Origin of the sequence: Paraflavitalea sp. CAU 1676 (assembly GCF_029223285.1) — a bacterium.
GTDB lineage: Bacteria > Bacteroidota > Bacteroidia > Chitinophagales > Chitinophagaceae > Paraflavitalea.
The window spans coordinates 296011-316750 of record NZ_JARHUJ010000012.1; the positions used below are offsets into that span (position 1 = coordinate 296011).

Annotated in this window: 10 protein-coding genes; 6 read left to right on the forward strand and 4 right to left on the reverse strand. The window is 52.7% G+C overall.

The features are described 5' to 3' along the window. Positions 1-161 precede the first annotated feature (161 nt). The 3 genes from P2H89_RS33330 to P2H89_RS33340 all read left to right on the forward strand — a co-directional run bounded on the left by P2H89_RS33330 (position 162) and on the right by P2H89_RS33340 (position 11852). Positions 162-3647: a SusC/RagA family TonB-linked outer membrane protein gene (locus P2H89_RS33330; protein ID WP_275835501.1), complete on the forward strand. Its 3486-nt coding sequence runs from the start codon at positions 162-164 to the stop codon at positions 3645-3647. A 26-nt stretch (positions 3648-3673) separates the two neighbouring features. Then, complete coding sequence (locus tag P2H89_RS33335; RefSeq protein WP_275835503.1) at positions 3674-5281, forward strand: SusD/RagB family nutrient-binding outer membrane lipoprotein; 1608 nt, start codon at positions 3674-3676, stop codon at positions 5279-5281. A 520-nt stretch (positions 5282-5801) separates the two neighbouring features. Next, positions 5802-11852 (forward strand): T9SS type A sorting domain-containing protein, encoded by a 6051-nt coding sequence (locus tag P2H89_RS33340; RefSeq protein WP_275835505.1) that lies wholly within the window; start codon positions 5802-5804, stop codon positions 11850-11852. A 79-nt stretch (positions 11853-11931) separates the two neighbouring features. Here P2H89_RS33340 and P2H89_RS33345 read toward each other — a convergent pair whose 3' ends face one another. Beyond that, on the reverse strand, positions 11932-14319 hold the full coding sequence (locus P2H89_RS33345) for a family 20 glycosylhydrolase (RefSeq protein ID WP_275835507.1): 2388 nt from the start codon (positions 14317-14319) through the stop codon (positions 11932-11934). 159 nt (positions 14320-14478) lie between these two features. Continuing rightward, the gene (locus P2H89_RS33350; RefSeq protein ID WP_275835509.1) at positions 14479-16389 is read right to left on the reverse strand and encodes a CocE/NonD family hydrolase; all 1911 of its coding nucleotides are present in this window, start codon (positions 16387-16389) and stop codon (positions 14479-14481) included. Positions 16390-16449: 60 nt separating this feature from the next. Between P2H89_RS33350 and P2H89_RS33355 the strand changes: the two genes are divergently transcribed. The 3 genes from P2H89_RS33355 (at position 16450) to P2H89_RS33365 (ending at position 18792) form a co-directional block, all read left to right on the forward strand. Continuing rightward, the gene (locus tag P2H89_RS33355; protein ID WP_275835511.1) at positions 16450-16926 is read left to right on the forward strand and encodes a nuclear transport factor 2 family protein; all 477 of its coding nucleotides are present in this window, start codon (positions 16450-16452) and stop codon (positions 16924-16926) included. Between the two features lie 93 nt (positions 16927-17019). Further along, positions 17020-18045: a N(4)-(beta-N-acetylglucosaminyl)-L-asparaginase gene (locus tag P2H89_RS33360; protein WP_275835513.1), complete on the forward strand. Its 1026-nt coding sequence runs from the start codon at positions 17020-17022 to the stop codon at positions 18043-18045. Between the two features lie 3 nt (positions 18046-18048). Then, a complete protein-coding gene (locus P2H89_RS33365) occupies positions 18049-18792 on the forward strand; it encodes a copper homeostasis protein CutC (RefSeq protein ID WP_275835515.1) in 744 nt (247 codons plus the stop codon). Between the two features lie 169 nt (positions 18793-18961). On the opposite strand, the gene P2H89_RS33370 is transcribed toward P2H89_RS33365, so the two are convergent. Both P2H89_RS33370 and P2H89_RS33375 read right to left on the reverse strand, forming a co-directional pair. Next, entirely contained in the window at positions 18962-19633 is a 672-nt protein-coding gene (locus P2H89_RS33370) for a DUF6624 domain-containing protein (protein ID WP_275835518.1), read from the reverse strand. 242 nt (positions 19634-19875) lie between these two features. Further along, positions 19876-20724: an AraC family transcriptional regulator gene (locus tag P2H89_RS33375; protein WP_275835520.1), complete on the reverse strand. Its 849-nt coding sequence runs from the start codon at positions 20722-20724 to the stop codon at positions 19876-19878. Positions 20725-20740: the final 16 nt, after the last annotated feature.

The following is a 20740-nucleotide window of genomic DNA, read 5'->3' on the forward strand; positions in this document are numbered from 1 at the left end:
AGAATAAGGCCGTTGGTGGAAGGTGCATCGCCCCCCGCTGCGATGTCCAGTCACACAACAGGATGTTTTCCTGCTGCTCCGGAAAGCAGGAGGGTATCCCATGCCATGGATCACAGGTAACAATCACTAACTAAACTGCTATTAACAAAAAGGTTTGTATTATGAGAGTTGATCACATAAAACCAAAACTACTGGGCTGTTTACTGGGGTTGCAATTGTTAATCCCTCCGGTAGTAAATGCACAGGACAGCTATGCCTATGCAGCCGGAAAACAAAAATCGCCTCAACAGGCCGAGCCCAACAGGAAGCCGGAAGATTCCAGTTCAAAGCAACCATTGTTCAAAGTCTTAAAGGAACTTAATAAAACAAAAGGCGTTTACTTCCTCTTCTCCGATGAATCGCTGGGCGAAAAGCTGGTGAACCCGGCTAAGAAAGACCATGCCGATGTGGAGAAGATACTGAACCAGATCCTGGAGAACACCGGACTGCGCTACAAGAAAGTGAACGACAAAACTTTTGTCATACTCCCCTCCAAAGAGACCGCCAAAACAGATGGTACTGCCAACGGTAGTGCGCAGGACGAACAAGCACGGCTTATTGCTAACCGCCTGGCCGACCAGGTAACCGGTAAGATCACCGACGCCACCGGCGCCGGTGTAGCCGGTGTATCCGTATCGGTAAAAGGTACCCAGCGCGGAACCACCACCAACGGCGAAGGCGTATTCTCCATCGAGGTAAAAGACAATGAAACGCTCATATTCTCGGCCGTAGGTTATACAACACAGGAAATTGCGATAGCCGGCCGCACCGTCATCAACGTACAACTGGCTGCTGCCGGTTCGCAAATGACCGAAGTAGTGGTCACCGCCCTTGGTGTCAACAGGCGGGCCCGCAGTATTACCTATGCTACGCAAAAGATCTCCGGCGAAGAACTTACCGCCGTGAAAGATCCCAACCTCATCAATAGCCTCAATGGTAAGATCGCCGGCCTCACGGTCAACCGCAGTGCTTCCGGCGCCGGTGGATCCGTAAAGGTGGTGATGCGCGGCAACAAGAGTACGCAAAACAACTCACCCCTCTATGTCATCGATGGTATACCCATGTTCAACAGTTCGGTAGCACAACCCGAAAACTTATTCGGCCAGTCATCCGGTACAGCCAGTGCAGGCCGCGACGGTGGCGACGCCATCTCCAACATCAATCCCGAAGACATCGAAAGCATGCAGGTGCTCAAGGGCGCCTCTGCAGCGGCCCTTTACGGCAGCCAGGCTGCCAACGGAGCCATCCTCGTAACCACCAAAAAGGGTAGGGCAGGATCGGCCAGGGTAAATGTGGCCAGCAGTATACTCGCCGATCGCGTGATGCTGAAGCCCGAAGCCCAGTTCAGCTACGGACAGGATGGCGCCAACAACGAGAACGGCTGGGGCAGCAAGAATGGAAAAGGCGATTACTCCGACGAGCTCTACCAAACCGGCATCACCTGGATTAACAGCATCGGGCTGCAAGCCGGCAGCGATAGAGCCCAAACCTACTTCTCCTATTCCAATACTGATAACAAAGGTGTGATCCCCACGGCGAAGTTCAATCGCCATACGTTCACCTTCCGTGAGAATGCCAGGTTCTTCAACGATAAGCTCACCGTAGATGGATTGGTCACCCTCACCCGCCAAAAATCTACCAACCGCCCCTCCTCCGGATTGTACAACAACCCGCAGGTAGGCGTGTATTTCTTCCCGCGCAACCTGGACTTTGGTACCTACAAGAATACCTTCGAAGTGTTTTCACCCGCCCGCGCCCTCATGGTGCAAAACTGGTGGAACGTGAAATACGACGCCGGCACATTCGGCAACGAGTACTCACAGAATCCATTCTGGATACTCAACCGCAATGTGCGCGACGATAGCCGCGACCGCGCCTTCAGCTCACTCACCCTGCGCTATGACATCGCCAAAGGACTCGCCGTACAGGCACGCGGCAGCTACGATGTAAGCGTGGATGATTACGATTCCAAAATGCACGCCAGCACCAATCCCATCATCGCCGACCTCAACGGTCGCTTTACCTGGGAGCGCAGTAAAAACAATGTAGCCTATGGCGACCTGCTGCTGTTTTACAATACCAAACTCAGCAGCAACCTGTCGCTGGCAGCCACCTTCGGCGGCTCCATCACCGATTCGCGCACGGCCGACCGCACCTTTATCGACTCCTATGGCGCCGTCAATGCAGATGGCGTAAAACAAGGCCTCAGCATCGCCAATATCTTCAGTGTACAAAATATCTTATCGGGCAATGCCTCCAAGCAGCAATCTGTCTTGCGTTCACAAACGCAATCTTTACTGGGTAGTGCCTCGCTGGGGTATAAAGACATGTTCTACCTCGATATCACCGGCCGCAACGACTGGTCATCGGCCCTCACCTTTACCGATAAGCTTAGCTTCCTGTATTATTCGGTAGGCGCAACCGCGGTATTGAGCGAAATAGCCCACCTGCCCGAAGTGGTTGACCTGGCCAAAGTGAGAATGTCGTATGCACACGTAGGTAATAGCGTGCGCTCCTTTGCTACCAACCCGCCACTGTACCGTGTAAATCCAGTTACCGGCGGTCTTATCAAGAACGTACGCGCAGCCTTCCCCAACAAACCATTGAAGCCAGAAGACAACCGCTCCTTCGAGATCGGTACCGAATGGCGTTTTTTCGGCAGTCGACTCGGCTTCGACCTTACCTGGTATAAGAACGATAACTACAACCAGTATTTCGAAACACCCGCACCCAGCAGCAGTGGATTCAATACCTACTTCCTCAACCTGGGGCAAATACGCAATACCGGCGTAGAGATCATGGTAACCGGTGCACCGGTCAAGAGTGCTGATTTCGATTGGAATACATCACTCAATTTCGCCGCCAACAAGAACACGGTGGTTAACCTGAGCGAACCGGGTGTTACCGACGAAACCGGTATGTTCTTCCTCACCACCTTCGATAATACCTATGCCTCCATCGTAAGGCAGGGTGGCAGTTTCGGCGATATCATTTCCTTCGGCGCCGCACGCGACGACAAAGGCAACCTCGCCCTGGCGGCCAACGGAGCGCCCGTGCGCAATACCGCCGACCGCAAACTGGTGGGCAACCCCAATCCCGACTTCACCGGCGGCTGGACCAATAGCCTTCGCTACAAGAACTTCGACCTCAACTTCCTCATCGATGGCCGCTTTGGTGGCGAAGTGATGAGCATCACCCAGGCCGAACTCGACCTGCGCGGCTTCAGCGAAGCATCCGTGAAAGCGCGTGAAGATGGTGGCGTGTTTGTGAAGGGCACCAAGAGCGGAGTACCTTTCGAAGGTAAAATAGATGCCAAGACTTATTACAATGCAGTAGGTGGCCGTGCGGGTATCGGGGAGTTCTATATGTACGATGCAACGGCCGTTCGCCTGCGCGAAGTATCGCTGGGTTACAATGTGCCGCTCAAATGGAAAGGCGTGCGCAGCCTCAATGTATCGCTCATTGGCCGCAACCTCTTCTTCATCAAACGCGAAGCACCATTCGATCCGGAGATATCCATGAGTACCGACAATGGCCTGCAGGGCGTGGATGTGTTTGGATTGCCTGCCACCCGCAGCTTTGGAGTGAACTTAAAAGTTGCCTTCTAATTTGACCATTTAAACGCATGAATGTTATGAAACCTACTAATAAATTCTTCCACCGGTTCGTGCCTGCAGCAGCGCTGGCCTGCGTGCTCGCTACAGGATGTACCAAACGGTTCGAGTCGATCAATACCGATCCATACGGATTGAGCGAGAACGATCTTAAAGGAGATTTCGCCTTGTATGGGGCGCCCTTTAGCCAGATGCAATTGAGCGTGCACCTCTTTGCCCCCGAGTGGCAATACCAGCTGATGCAGAACCTCAATGCCGATATCTTTTCGGGTTATATGATGACGCCCACACCCTTTGCCAACAATGTCAACAATTCCAGTTACGCCATGATGGATGGCTGGAACAACAATATCTGGACCCTCGCCTACGACAACGTGATGTCGCCAGCACAGGCCGTCGTAGACCGGGCAAAGAAAGACGGCTATCCCAATTTTGAAGCCTGGGCCATGGTATTGAAAGTGCTCTCCCTGCACCGGGTCAGCGATGTGTTTGGCCCCGTGGTGTACACCAATTTCGGCAAGATCAATTCCGATGGAAGTGTAACCTACGACTCGCAGCAGGAAGCCTACAATGCCTTCTTTAAAGACCTCGACGATGCACAGGCCAAACTGAAGCCCTATGCCCTGAGCGCCGACTCGGCCAAAAAGTTCAAGAACTTCGACCTGTCGTACGGCGGTGATTATACCAAATGGATGAAACTCATCAACTCCCTGCGTCTGCGCCTGGCCATCCGCATCGTGAAGGCCGATGCCGCCAAAGCAAAAACAGAAGGGGAGAAGGCCATGGCCAATGAGTTTGGATTGATCGAGACCAATGAAGATGACTTTATCATCAACAGCAAAACGCTCAACAATCCGATCAGTGTGATCTCCAACAACTGGGGCGATATCAAAATGGGCGCCCCCATGGAGTCCTACCTGAAGGGGTACAGCGATCCACGCCTGGCCAAATACTATTCACCAGCAACCGATCCTGCCGTCGCCGGACAGTACAAAGGCATCCGTAATGGCATCGACCTGCCCAATGATCAGCTGTACCGCAAACTATCGAGCGTGGCCAGCCTCGGTACAAAAATGCCAATGCTCACGTCGTCGGAAGTGTGGTTCCTGAAGGCGGAAGCCAAATTGCGTGGCTGGGCCGTGCCCGGCGCCGCAACAGTACAGGCGGCATACGAGAAAGGAATACAACGTTCGCTGGGCCAATGGGGCGTGGAGGGGCAGTTTGATGCTTATAAGAATAGTACTGGGACAGCAGCTGCCTATACCGATCCGTTCAATGCAACCAACAGCATCGCAGCCGGATCGCCCTTGCTGAGTACGGTAACACCAAAATGGAACGATGGCGGCAGCAATGAAGAAAAACTGGAGCAGATCATTACGCAGAAATGGATTGCCCTCTTCCCCGAGTCGATGGAAGCCTGGAGCGAGTTTCGCCGTACTGGATACCCGAAGCTGTTCCCGGTGGTGGTGAACAACAGCGGAGGCGTAGTACCTGCCGGTCAGTTCATCAAGCGGATCAACTTCGTGATCAGCGAAAAGGAAACGAACCAGAAGGGCTACCAGGGAGCCGTGCAAAAACTGGGCGGAACAGACAATATCAATACCCGCCTCTGGTGGGATAAGCCCTGATCCTTTTAAAATAACAATTCCCGCGTGGCAAGCATAAATGTATAAACGCTGGGATAATATTTCCTTATCCGAGTATTTTAAGTGTTATACGTAGTCGATATCGAGGTACAAATAGGCCCCACCTGTTCAGGTGGGGCATTTTTTTGATTGACCTGATTAGAGTGTATCAAGATCATAATTGGTTATTTTATAGAAAGGCTTCCTATCATAGATGGGTAGCCTTTTTGGTTTTGTTATCAGTGTATTCCTTATACGGATAATTTATCCGTATAACGGTTAACTAAAGTACAGTGAATTAAACTTTGCTGCCCTATCTTTAGCTTTCAACTGGCATCCCATATGCTGTGCCGGTTTTTTTAGTTTTACGCCTGAGTAGAATTTCTCCCACTATTGAATTGAGATCATAGCTATCGCTAATTAGTCCAACCGTGTCTTTTTGGGTTATCACCTTTTTCATTAACACCATTTGTTAATCAATTCTTCTATTATGCTCAGTGCTTTACTTCTGAAACCATTGCTATTGACACGAAGACCTGTGAAGAAGCGAGCGATCTGCCTTCTTTTGCTGGTCTTGCTGACAGGGTTAGCCAAAATGCCTGTTATGGCCACCGGTACGCCACAGGTGATGCCCAATCCGGCCAACGGCGCGGCCATCCTGCTGGCGCCGGCAACTTTATCAGGACCTTACCGCGGCGCACCTGCGCAGAACAGGATCCAGTTCGTGATCAACGACAACGCTGGTGAGAATTTCTATTTTAACGTGAAGGCCTACGATCGCACTACACCTACCGCCAACCAGGTGCAGGTGTATTACCGCATCCTCAATTCGTCCAATGTGCAGGTGGTAGCCCCCACACCGATCGCCACCGGCGCACAGATCAGTACCTATGCGCAGGCAGTGGCGGGGCCTAATATCGCCGGTACAGTACCCACCGGGTACGCACCGATTACATTCGACCCTGCGGTAAACGATACCTACTATATCGAGATCTATTATAGTACGGATGCCGGCGCTACGGCCAACACGCAGCAAACCCTGCTTACCTTGTTCGATTTCACCGTAGCTACCCCCGCCGGTGTAAGGCGCCTGGGCCGCATCTATTCCCGTGGCTGGAGCTTTATCACCTACAATCCAACCGGCAACCAGGGGTCTATCAACAACGCATTCGAAGGCGATTTCTATGGTTATACCAATGATAGTACCGTCGTAAAACTCGACTTCCTCGATTTTCGTCCCTTTGGATTTACGCTTTATATGAACCATTATGGGGCCGTAAATGGTACCAACTGGCTGCTCGACCGCCGTTCGCAGAATACAGGCGCCAGCGCCCCTTCGCTGCCCAATGGCTATCCGGTGTTCCTGGCACAGCCCGATGCAACCATCTTTCCTACTTCCACACCGGCTACTGCCCCGCAGTTTGCCGGTAAGATATATGGGTGTGCCCCCAATATATACATACCCTTCCGCATCGATAAGCCCGGCGATGTAGTAATACTGCTCGACCTCAACGGTACAGCAGGCTACCAGGCAGGTACGGCCGACCGCTATCTGTACTTTATAGACAGGCCAGTTGGCTACAATGTGGGCGTATGGGATGGGTTGAACGGTCTCGGCGCTGCAGTTGCCGGGAATGTTACCATCAATATGACGCTCTCCTCGCGAAGAGGGCGTGTGAATATTCCCTTGTATGATGCCGAGTTGAACCCTCAGGGTTTCAACGTATCCGGCGTAGCGCCGCTGGCTACTGTTCCCCGGCTCTACTTCGACGATGCCCTCTTAGCCAACACATCGCCTTCCACTTGCGTAGACGCAACAGGCGATGCCAACAACAACAATACAGGAACCGGTATTACCAATGCCGACGTAGGGCTCGTGCCGCCAGCCCGTGCCTGGAACGGTCCGGGATCGGGCAATGCCGTGCCTGCGCCGGCAGCCGGTGGCGCCAGCACCGCTATTACCTGCGACGACTTTGGTAACGTGCGCACCCTCAATACCTGGTTCTGGGCCTACGAGATCAGTTCCTCCATATTTGTACTCGCCATGCCCACCTGTAGCGGCGATGGCGATGCGATACCATATACAACCGACGTAGATGACGACAACGACGGAGTAACCGATATCGTGGAAGGCGGAGGCACCGATCCATTTGCCGATGCCGATGCCGATGGAACACCCAACCTGCTCGATCTGACACCGGGCGGCACCGTACCTGCCTTTGTAGATGCCAACAGCGACGGCGTTAACGACAACTACGATGCCGATCTCGATGGCATCGTCAATTCATTCGACCTCGACAGCGACAATGATGGCATACCCGACCTCATCGAAAATGGTGGAGTGGATACCAACGGCAATGGCCGTGTAGATGGAACAGCCGATGTGGATGCCGATGGTTTGATCGACACCTACGATGCATCTCAGGGTGGAGTAATACTGGCGCCAAAGAATCCCGACGGAGACCTGGTACCCAATGCACGCGACCTGGATAGCGACAATGATGGCATACCAGATATCGTAGAAGCCGGCGGCATCGATGCCAATAACGATGGAGTAGTCGATACATTCGTCGACAGCGATGGCGACGGCTGGGCCAATGCCTACGATCCTGACGACGACAACAATGGCACTAACGAAAATCCCGAGCAATCGCTCATCATCACCGGGGCCGATGCCAATGCCGACGGACTCGCCGATAGCTACACACGCGGCGATTTTGATGCCGACGGAAAAGCCAATCCATACGATCTCGACGCCGATGGCGATGGTATACTCGATGTGCGCGAAGCCGGACTGCCCGATGCAGATAACAACGGGATTGTAGATGGTACCACCGGCGCCGACGGCTGGAGCGATACCGTCGATGCACTGATATCACTCGCATTGACCAATACCGACGGCCTTACCAACCCCAACTACCTCGATATCGATTCGGACAACGATGGTATCGTTGATAATATCGAAGCACAAACCACCACTCCATATATCGCACCCGTTGCGGGCGATACCGATGGCGATGGTATCAGCAACGCCTACGATAACCTGCCGGCAGCCTTTGGCGGTAATTCCAGCAATGGTCTTACACCTACCAATACCGACGGTGCAGACAATCCCGACTATACCGATCTCGATTCCGACAACGATAACAAAACCGATGCGATCGAGGGTTGGGATACCAACGGTAACGGCGTGATCAATGGCGCTGAGAAAACAGGAGGCGCAGCCGATATCGACAACGATGGCCTGCTCGATGGTTACGACGCCAACACCGCAGCCGTAAATCCTACCAACGGTACCGCGCCCACCAGCTATCCCGACGTAAACAACCCGGGTGGCGACCGCGATTGGCGCCAGGCGCAGAATTCCGATAACGACGCTATACCTGATAATGTAGACATAGACGATGATAACGATGGCGTGCCCGATACCGCAGAAAGTGCCACCGGACTCGATCCGCTGGCCGACCAGGATTCGGATGGCATACTCAACTACCTCGACCCATCTCAAGGCGGATTCAACGATTCCAACGGCGATGGCGTAGATGATCAGTACGATGCTGACCTCGATGGCGTCATCAACAGCCGCGACCTCGACAGCGACAACGATGGCATACCCGATATCATCGAAGCAGGCGGAATCGATACCGATGGAAACGGAAGGGTAGATGTGACCACCGATACCAATGGCAATGGATTGATGAATCCTTACGATCCAGCCAATGGCGGAACTACCCTGGCCAACCTTGATACGGATGGCGATACCATACCCAATAGCCTCGACCTCGATAGCGACAATGACGGCCTGCCCGATATCGTGGAAGCAGGTGGTGCAGATGCCAACAACGACGGTAAAGTAGATGGATTTACCGATGCGGATGGCGACGGTTATGCCGATGCCTACGATCCGGACGATAACAACGACGGCACCAATGAAGGAGCAGCCCAGCCGCTCATCGTCACCAGCGTCGACACCAATGGCGATGGAAAGGCCGATAGTTATACAAGCGGCGATTATGAAGGCGACGGCAAAGCCAATCCGTATGATCTTGACACCGATGGCGATGGAATACTCGATGTACGCGAAGCCGGTCTGCCCGATACCGACAACAACGGTATAGTAGACGGCACACTGGGAGCCGATGGCTGGAGCGATTCGGTGGATGCCTTGCCATCACTCAGCCTCATCGATACCGACAGCACCGGCAATCCCGATTTCGCCGATATCGATGCAGACAACGATGGTATCGTGGATAATATCGAAGGTCAGCCGACATCGCCGTATATAGCGCCTGCCGGCGCCGATACCGATGGCGATGGCATCGATAATGCCTACGACAATGCGCCCGGCGCCTTTGGCGGCACCGCCAACAATGGCATAACGCCCACCAATACCGACGGCATCGACCTGGCAGACTATAGAGACCTGGATGCAGACAACGACGGCAAGTCGGATGCGCTTGAAGGCTGGGATACCAATGGCAACGGAACGATCGATGGTGCAGAAAAGACAGGCGGCGCCACCGATGCCGATGGCGACGGACTGCTTGATGGATACGACAACAACACCGCCGCGGTGAACCCGACCAACGGAACCACACCCACCAGCTATCCCGATGTCAACAACCCAGGTGGCAACCGCGATTGGCGCCAGGCGGTAGACAGAGATAATGATGGCGTAACCGATCTCGTTGACGTCGACGATGACAACGACGGTGTGCCCGATACGGATGAAAGCCCTGTGGGCCTCAATCCGATGGCGGATGCTGATAGCGATGGCATCCCGAATTACCTCGACAGTAGTAACGGAGGATACGTAGACACCAATGGCGATGGCATCGACGACCGGTACGATACCGACCTCGATGGAGTGATCAACGCCTTCGATCTTGATAGCGACAACGACGGCATAGCCGACCTGGTAGAAGCCGGTGGTGTAGATACCAATGGCGATGGCAGGGTAGACGGCGCCTTTGCGGATGCCGACGGCGACGGACTGGCCACCGCCTACGACGCCAACAACGGCGGCGTGGCGCTGAGTAATTTCGACAGTGATGGCGACCTGATCCCCAACGCACTCGATACCGATAGCGACAACGACGGAATACCCGATGTGCGGGAAGCCGGCGGCACCGATGCCAACAACGATGGCTATATCGATGGATTCGCAGATGCAGATGGAGATGGATTCTCTGATGCGGTGGACGGCGATGCAGGCAATGACGGCACGGCCGAAAACACAGCCGGCGCACTCATCATCACCGGAACCGATACCAATGGCGATGGCATACCAAACAGTTATCCCAAGGCCAATGCCGATGCCAATGGATTGCCCAATCCGTACGACCTCGATGCAGATGGCGATGGAATACCCGATGTGGAAGAAGCAGGCATCACCCATAACATTGGAGAAGCAATCGCCACAGGCACCCTCAACGCCAAAGGCTGGAGCTCTACGGTAGATGCATTGCCAACCCTCACGTTGCCGAATACGGATACCGATATCTATCCCAACTACCTCGATATCGATGCCGATAACGATGGTATTACGGATAATGTGGAAGGCCAGCTCACGAACCAGTACAAGCTGCCCACCGGTACCGATACCGATGGAGATGGAATCGACAACGAATACGATAAGGACAACAATATCCTCTTCAACTACCAGGGCCTCATACCTGTCAACTTCCTGGGTGCAGTGGATGTGCTGCCCGATTACATTGACCCGGATACGGATGACGATGGCGTATCGGATATCATCGAAGGTCATGATGCCGATCTCAACCAGGTAGCCGATTATACCCTAACTGGTATCGATACCGATGGCGATGGTCTGGACAATGCCTTCGACCTCGACAATACCGGTCCCAATGTGAAGAACGAGGGTATGAATGCGGTGCCCATGTTTGGGTTCGATAACCCGCCAGCCAACCCGCCCGCACCGCTCGGCGCAAGAGGACCTTTGCAGGAGAACCAGGCCGTCGACCTCGATCGTTCCTGGAGAACAATCAACCCCGCACTGCCCATCACCCTGGTCAACTTCAAAGCACAGAAACAGGGCGATAGCAAGGTATACCTCAGCTGGAGGGCCGAAAGTCAAAGCAACTTCAAGGAGTTCATCCTCGAAAGAAGCACCGATGGTGTGCGCTTCTCAGCAGTGGCTACCATCGAAGGCAAAGAAGGCTTGAGTGCTGATTACAGTTATCTCGATGACATTGGTGCGCAGGCAGCAAGCCGGCTCTACTACCGCCTCAAACAGGTGGACAATGATGGCCGCTTCGAATACAGCCGCATACTCAATGTTATCCTCAACATCGCCGGCATCACCATCAGGGTAGCGCCCAATCCGGCGAGGGATTATGTAACGATCAACATTACGGCCGACAGGAAGCTGCCTGTTGCCATCCACGTCGTAGACAACCTCGGCAGGTTGCTGATCATTCAGCGTACCAGCGTTGACAAAGGTGATAATATCATCCGCCTTAACAACACCAACACCCTGCAAAACGGCAACTACAATGTGGTAGTAACCGCAGGCGACAACCGATCAACACAGAAGCTCATGATTCAGAAATAGCGTTTGGTTGACGAACAGTAAGCAAAACAAAGGGGCTCCGCGTAGCGGAGCCCCTTCTGTATTTCCTATGGGAAAGAAATTAATTGACTGAAATCTCATCCACAAACAACCAGGCCTTGCTGCCCGAACCGGGTTTGCCATCGGCAATAACACCATGGCTCTTTGCCACCACTTTTACAAAGCGGGCATCTTTGGCAGCAACAGGAACAGTAATAGAAGCCATGTTGCTTGCTTCTTTTACTACCTCGCTGGCTTTGCCGGCCGCTTCGAAAGTTTTACCATCTTTCGAAACCAGTACTTCCACATATTGCGGAGGATACACCCAGCTCGGCTGCTGATCGAGGATATGCAGGTTCACCGAAGAAACCGGTTGCGCCTTACCCAGGTCGATCACCGCTTCCATATCTGGCCCCTGCCAGCCCAGCCACTCATCCGAGTTGATGCCAATGGCCGATTTTGCACCGTTTACCAGGCTGAACGTTCCACCATTGCCAGCACGATTCTCTGCTGTAGGCGTTGCGATAGTTACTTTCTTGCCGGTAGCTTTGTTGAAAGTGAACTTCTGCTCGAGGGCCACCCCTTCACCATGATGATAAAGCGGTACAGCTTTCCAATGTGAAGTGGAAGTCACTTTAACTTTGTTGGTGTTATCGTACTGTAATTCATTCGTTTTCCGGTACACGGTTGAATCCCTCAACATTCCTTTTGAACCATCAGGGTCTTTTTTAAAGTCGGGCAGATAGATAGTTACTTTCTTCAAGGTGTCATGGGGAAGCACCTTGATCATCTTTGTTGATGCATATTCGAAAAGAGATCCTTTTTCAGCCGCCCTGTTATTGATCTGCCAGATGACACCGTTGTTGTCAGGCGTTGGTAAGATCGATGCACTGGGCTGAAAGAAAGCTGAGCTCGAACTGGACCCCCAAAGTGTATAACGCTTGAACTGCGTTTGCAAACGCTTCTCGAAATCGTTCCAGTTGCGCTTTTCTTTCGGGCTCCACAATACTTCACTCAACGCAGTAGCACGGGGGAATACCATGTACTCCACTTTGCTGGGATACTTCATGTATTCTGTCCACACATTGCCTTGCGCTCCCAATACATACTTACCTTCTTCTTCGGTAAGTTCTTTGGGGATCGGCTCATAACCATACACCTTCTGCAAAGGAATAAAGCCGCCAATGGTTACAGAATCTTCATTCTTGGTTTGAGAATAGTCGAGGTACACATAGGTAGTTGGCGTCATGATCACCTGGTGCTTTTGCTTGGCAGCTTCGATACCACCTTTCTCACCGCGCCAGCTCATCACCACCGCATTGGGAGCCAGACCGCCTTCCAGGATCTCATCCCAGCCGATCAGGGTTTTGCCCTTGCCGTTGATGTACTTCTCCATCCGTTGTATGAAATAGCTTTGCAGCTCATGTTCGTCTTTCAGTCCCAGGTCCTTGATGCGCTGCTGACACTTGGGACATTTCTTCCAGCTCTCCTTGGGGCACTCATCCGCGCCGACGTGTACATATTTTGCCGGGAATAAGGGGATCACTTCATCCAGCACGTCCTGCAGGAAATTGAACACCGTATCATTGCCCGCGCAGAATACTTCATTGAAAACACCCCAGGTGCCCTGAACCTTGTAAGGACCGCCGGTGCAACCCAGGTGCGGGTAGGCCGTAAGCGCTGCAGAAGCGTGACCCGGCATTTCAATTTCGGGGATCACGGTTACGTAGCGTTTAGCGGCGTAAGCAACGATCTCCTTTACTTCTTCCTGTGTATAGAACCCTCCGTAGCGGATATTGTCGTTGCCCGTACCGGGATAGCGGCCAATAATGGTGCCATTGCGCCAGCCACCCACTTCGGTCAGCTTGGGATACTTCTTGATCTCGATGCGCCAGCCCTGGTCTTCCGTCAGGTGCCAGTGGAAATAATTCATCTTGTGCAGCGCGATATAATCGATATACTTCTTGACAAAGCTGATGGGGAAGAAATGACGGCCCACATCCAGCATTAGGCCACGGTATTGAAAACGTGGATAGTCCTTGATGTTGACATAGGGGATCTTCAGCGAAGCGGATTTCTCCACTGGCAGCAACTGCAGCAGCGTTTGCACGCCGTAGAAAGTGCCGTTCTCATTGTCGCCGGCAATATATACCTGGCCTTTCTTCACCTGCATCACATAGGCGCCGGGAATCGGATATTCCATCTTCTCGTAATTGAGGTGGATGCCGCCCGGGGTGCTCTTGTTGGTCACCTTGAGGGTAAAACCATATACCTGTTGCAGGTAGTCATTCAGGAAATTAGCAGAGTTCTCGAGCCCGGATCCATCCAGTACGATCGGCGTGCTCTTCGTGATCACGAAAGAGCCGGCGATCTTGGGCTGAATGAGTTCCACAGGCTGCGGAATGATGTTTACCTGACTAAACAGCGTAGGACTGCTGCAAAGCAAGGCAAGAGTTAGTAGCTTTCGCATAGCGTTTCAATTTGTAAAGAGTGTTGTTAGGTGTTCAAATGTAACCATTCCCGACCGGGAATATTATCGTGAAAATCAATATTCTTGCGCAATCGGTTGCTTGAGTAGTAACGAAAACGGCTCCGGCAGCATGCTGCCGGAGCCGTTGAAAATCAATAACTATTTACCCAGCACCGGCAATAATATACTGCTGCTGTTGGCGCCATCGTGGAAGATCCGGATGGTGGCCTTTTTGAAATCGCTGTCGTTCGCCTCGTAGATATTCACGAACTGCTGCGGGTTGCGGTCCACCAGCGGAAACCAGCTGCTCTGGATCTGGATCATCACCCGGTGGCCCTTTTGAAAGGTGTGCGCCACATCGGGAAGTTCGTATTTAACACGCTCTACTTTATTGGGCTTGAAAGCTTCGGGCTTCTCAAAACTATTGCGGAAACGGCCGCGCATCACCTCGCCACGAACCAGCATCTGGTAACCGCCCATAGGGTAATCACCACCGCCATTGCGGCCTACGGCCTGCGCAGCGCCGGGATAGGTGAAATTATCGGGAAATACATCGATCAGCTTCACCACAAAATCGGCATCGGTGCCGGAAATGCTGGTGAGCAGGTCGGCAACGAGCGTACCACCGAGGGTAAGGTCTTCGGCCAGTACATCTGTCTGGAAGGTGAGTACATCCGTTCTGCGTGCCGCAAAGCGCTGGTCGTCGGTCATGTACTCGCGGGTGCGGCCGAAGTGTACATCCTCCGTATAAGGAACAGGCTTAGCCGGATCGCTGATGTATTCACTGAAGCTGTTCTTGCCGGCCGGCTTATCCCAACCCAGCCTGCCATCGGGCTGCAGGTAAAGCGCCTTGTCGGTTTTGCCCGCAGGAGGCCATTGCGGCAATTGTTTCCACTCATTGGCGCCGCTGAAGAAAACCGTCGCCTCTGCAAGTTTGGAAATGTCTCCCTTGCCCTTCAGGAAATAGTTGAAGAATGGCAGCTCGATATTGTTCTGGTACCAATGGGAAGTGTTGTCGCCAAAGCGAACATTGCCCAGCTTTGTGCCATCCAGCGAAGACCATTGGCCATGAAACCAGGGGCCCATCACCAATTTATTGAAAGCCGTAGACGGATTCTTTTTCTCGATAGCCTCATATAAGCGCCAGGCGCCGAAACAATCTTCCGCGTCGAACAAGCCACCAACCGTCAGCATGGCCGGTTTGATATCGCCCACAAAGTTGCGGGGATTGCGCGCCTTCCACCAGTCGTCGAGGTTGGGGTGAGCATACAGGTCTTTCCAGAACTGCAAACTGTCGCCGGTCAGCTTCATGAAGTTCTTCAGCGCACCTACGCGCAGATAAGTTTCATAGTTATCATTACGCGGCAACGTGAGGGCCGTTTGTGGACCTACCGTAGTGGGTTTGGGTCTTGGATAACCAAAGCCGCCTGCATAGAAAGAGAAGCCGTCCATGAGAAAGAGTGCTCCGTTGTGGTGGAAATCGTCGCCCATGAACCAGTCGGTTACCGGCGCCTGCGGACTCACCGCCTTCAAAGCCGGGTGTGCACTCAGCGCCGCCATGGTCGAGTAAAAGCCGGGATAGGAGATACCCATCACACCTACATGACCATTGTTGCCAGGCAGGTTTTTGACCAGCCAGTCGATGGCATCATAGGTGTCGCTCGCTTCATCGATATCCTTACCTTGCTTATTGGGATTGAAGGGACGCACATCCACGAATTCGCCTTCGCTCATCCAGCGCCCGCGCACATCCTGTGTTACGAAGATGTATCGTTCACGGGCATAATGCCGGAAATGGCTGATCCACAAACGCGGTGCATAATTGCCCGCTCCATACGGCGCACAGGAGTAAGGCGTGCGCGTCATCAGGATGGGGTGTTTCTCCGTAGCGTCCTTGGGAACATATACCGAGGTGAACAATTTTACGCCATCGCGCATCGGGATATAGAATTCCTGCTTGGTGTAGTTATCCCGCACCCAGGCCGAGTCCTGGGCGGTTTGAGGGCTCAATTGAGCCTGACTCCAAAAAATAATGAAGCAATTGGATAGGAAAAGGAATAGTTTTCTCATGGTAACCTTTAATTTTAAAGGTCGAATGTAACAAAAGTTGCACAACCGTAACAACCGCTTATGCACCCACACCAACAACTCATCGAAAAGTTCTATACCGCATTTGGCAAGCTGGATGCGCCCGGCATGTTATCGTGTTACCATGAGGAGGTCACGTTTTACGATCCTGTATTCGAGAACCTGAATGCAGCAGCCGTAAGGGCCATGTGGACGATGCTCTGCAGGAACGCCAAAGATTTCTCGCTTCAATTCAAGAACGTGGAAGCAGGCAATGAATATGGCAGCTGCGAGTGGATCGCCACCTATACCTTTTCCGCCACCGGCCGCACCGTCACCAACCACATCAAAGCACATTTCAAATTCCATGAAGGCCGCATCATAGAACACATGGATGATTTTGACCTGTGGAAATGGAGCCGCCAGGCACTGGGTTTCAAGGGCCTCCTGTTGGGGTGGAGCGGCTTCGTGATCAACAAGGTGCGTAAAGGAGCAAAAGCCAACCTGAAAAAGTTCATGCAATCGGCCAGCAAGGTGTGATCAAAGGGTGGGTGATATCGCCCGATTTCCTGATATTGCACCGTATACCAACCAACTGGTTACATTATACAAGAGATAAATCTGCCATTTGCTATGTCTACGAGAAGAAAATTCATACGTTCATCGGTCATGGGGTCTGCCGCCGTCCTGGCAGGCCAATCGCTGCCGGCGATGGAGCCCGCACCGTTCTCTGTTACGAAAGACAATCCTATTGTAATATCCACCTGGGATTTTGGCAGAGCCGCCAATGCAGAGGCCTGGAAAATACTGGCTGCCGGTGGCCGCGCCCTCGATGCCGTGGAAGCCGGCGTAAAAGTGCCCGAAGCCGACGAAAGCAACCAGAGCGTAGGCTACGGTGGCTTGCCCGACAGAGATGGCCGCGTAACCCTCGACGCCTGCATCATGGATGAAAACTACAATTGCGGCGCCGTCATGTGCCTCGAGCATATCATCCATGCCATTTCTGTAGCGCGTTTGGTCATGGAGAAAACTCCGCACGTACAACTGGTGGGAGATGGCGCATTACAGTTTGCCCTCGCCAATGGGTTTAAGAAAGAAAACCTGTTGACCCCTTCCTCCGAAAAGGCCTGGAAAGAATGGCTCAAGACCTCCAAATACGAGCCGGTCATGAATATCGAAAACAAGTTGTACAATAAAGAGAACGATCCCATGCCCGGCGGTATCAACAACCACGATACCATTGGTATGGTGGCCATGGATGCCAAAGGACAACTTAGCGGCGCCTGCACCACGAGTGGCATGGCCTTCAAGATGCGCGGCAGGGTGGGGGATTCGCCCATCATCGGCGCAGGTCTGTACGTAGACAATGAAATTGGCGCTGCTACCTCTACCGGCGTTGGTGAAGAAGTGGTGCGCATCGTAGGTTCGCACCTTGTGGTGGAATTGATGCGCCAGGGCAACAAACCCGAAGCTGCTTGCAGAAAAGCGGTGGAGCGTATCATCAGCCGCAGTCCCGAAAAAGCAAAGAAAGTACAGGTGGGTTTTCTCGCCATCAATAAGAAAGGTGAGTTTGGCGCTTATGCGCTGCAGCCCGGTTTTACCTATGCCGTAAAAAGCGGTAAGGAAGAAAAGATCTATAAGGCAAAAAGCATTTATTAAGATATGGCAGAGAAAATAGTACTGGAAGTATGTGCATTCAATATACAATCCTGCATCGTGGCCGAGCAGGTAGGCGCGGCACGCGTAGAGCTCTGCGATAACCCGGTAGAAGGTGGAACCACACCATCAGCAGGCACCATTCGCCGCACCCGCGAAAGGATCGGCATCGAATTGTATCCCATCGTGCGGCCGCGCGCCGGCAATTTCTGGTACGATGAAGATGAGTTTGAGATCATCAAAAGAGATATCCTGCTTTGTAAGGAGCTGGGCTGCGATGGCGTATCGACCGGCGTGCATTTGCAAAGTGGAGAGATCGATATCGAACGCCTCAAGCGTATCGTGGAATGGGCCTATCCCATGGGCGTCACCTGTCACCGCGTGTTCGACCGCACCCCCGATCCTTTCAAGTCGCTCGAAGAGATCATCGATTGCGGTTGCGAAAGGATACTCACCAGCGGACAAGCCAGCGGCGCACCGGAAGGAACAGCTATGCTCGCGAAGCTGGTGCAGCAGGCCAATGGCCGCATCATCATCATGCCCGGTGCCGGCGTACGCTCTACTAATATTGAACAACTCATCAAAGAAACCGGAGCGGCCGAATACCATACATCGGCGCGCATCAATGTGCCCGATGGAGTTACTTATAAGAACCCCGCTGTATTGGATTACGGCAATGTAGTGATCGCAAATGCCGACGAGTTGAAGCAGTTGCTGGCAAATGCGCAGCAGGCAGTTGGCGGCATGTAAGAGAAAACGCATTCAGGAATAAAGAAACCCCGGCAGCCATCAGCCGGGGTTTTTAGTAAGTGCTACCCCCGGGGGCGCACTGCTTACAGGGTCGGATCGCTATAGGGAAGGTCTGCTTGTTCTTATATGTCGTATAAACAGGATCACCTTCTTCCCTGTCTTTGTTCCATTAATCTTTCGGCAATACATGTAAAGTTGGTCCTTTGATGCCCCTCTCTTCCATATTGGCCTTGTTCATTTCAAAGTGGGCAGTGGTCATCGTATTCAGGTATGCTTCAACGTACTCCAGTCCCACCGATTTGCGTCGCACATTCACCGTGGCACTGTCTTCCAGCGGTTTGGGGATCGCCTGGCAGATATCCCTTCTGTACATCACCTGCGTACCATACACCTGCTTACGGCCGGTGTTGAGCCGCACCCGGTCAATGAGGTAAGCATAGTTTTTGGGGTCGGCATTGTTGCGTTTTACCTCTAGCTGCATGGCAGTGAGAATTTTGTCCTGGAAATCGGGTTTCTTATCGCAGTGTTGTACCATCAGCCAGAAGTCATGCTCGCCGTCCTTACCCACCAGGTCGTAGCCGGGATAGCCATATTGCTGAAACATCTTGTCGAGGATCTGTTGGTGCGTGCCAAACACACTGTCTTTGAATTGTTGCCAGGCTTCGGGCGGCAATTCCAGGAATCTGCCCTGGCGGAAATTGGCGGCAATCTGGTCGGTCTTCACCATGTTATGGAGTGAGTCGGCCAGTACTTTGTTGAAGGAAAGTTTGCTGGTCTGGGCAAAGGTGGGCGCCAGATTGGCCATCAGCATCAGGATCAGTAAGACGATTAAACGTATCATGGATTATTTTTTACGGGTGCTTACGGAAGGATGTTGGTTCTTCCATGCTTGGTCGCGGGTACAAAGAAACCGCACCGCCCATTGGCAGAATTGTATTTTTCGGACAGGCGGGCGCCCGCCCAGAACAGCAAATCCCTTGTCATTAGCGACGACAATCCCCAGAACGCAACCGCTACCTCCTATATCCGCGACCCTGGGGAGTCCTTGTCTCTCCAGCAATAACCCCGCACACGCAAGTGCTGTTACTCCTTTACGAAGCGAAAGATGAGATGATCGTCGGCCAGCTTTTCCACGCTTTTAAAGAAAGCGCCCGGGTTCGAGCCGGTGAGTTTGTTGTAGACCTTGATGAAATAAGATTGATCGTAGAAATTACTGCCATAGCCGATCTCGGTAAGTTTCCTGAACTGGGCATTGAAGAGTTTGTTCTTGAGCGAATGCCGGAAGCGGGCGATCTTTTTCCAGGCTACCGGGCTAATATTCATGTGCTTCAAAAAAAGCCGGTTAAAAGAACGTATCGTGAGGGCCAGGCGCTCAGCCACTTCATCGATGGTGCAGGGGTTGTCAAAGTCCGATAGCCAGGCGATCGCCTGCCCCATCATTTCATAGGCCGGGTCGTGCCGGTATTGAGCCAGCAGCCAGGACTCCAGATGCTCCACTCTTTCATGATTGTCGTCGGTACCAAAGAAGCGATCGAGAAACGCCTGGTAACCGGGTATGCCTTCCCAGGCAGTAAACAATTGTGAATCGTCCGGAGCTATTATACTGAATGGCTGAGGGATGAAATAACTGAAGCCCGAAGGCTTGAAGCAAATGGTCACTTTGTCGATGGGCCCCTGCAACTTCACCAACAGGGGTTGTTGAAAGGTACGTTGCACCAGGGCAATGGATTGACCTTGTTTAAGGGCTTGCACCTGCGTGCAGGCGTCAGTGATCTCGCAGGTGGCGCTGCGGTGAATGCTGAGCGGTACGGCGATATTGGGAAATGCGTAATAAGTAGTTTGGAAATCGGGCGAATCGGCTTTCAGGAAATAATAATAGTCGATATGCGCTTTCAGCGTTTTGTGTCCGGGATAGAAGGTGGCGATATCCATAAGTGGTGCAGCATCA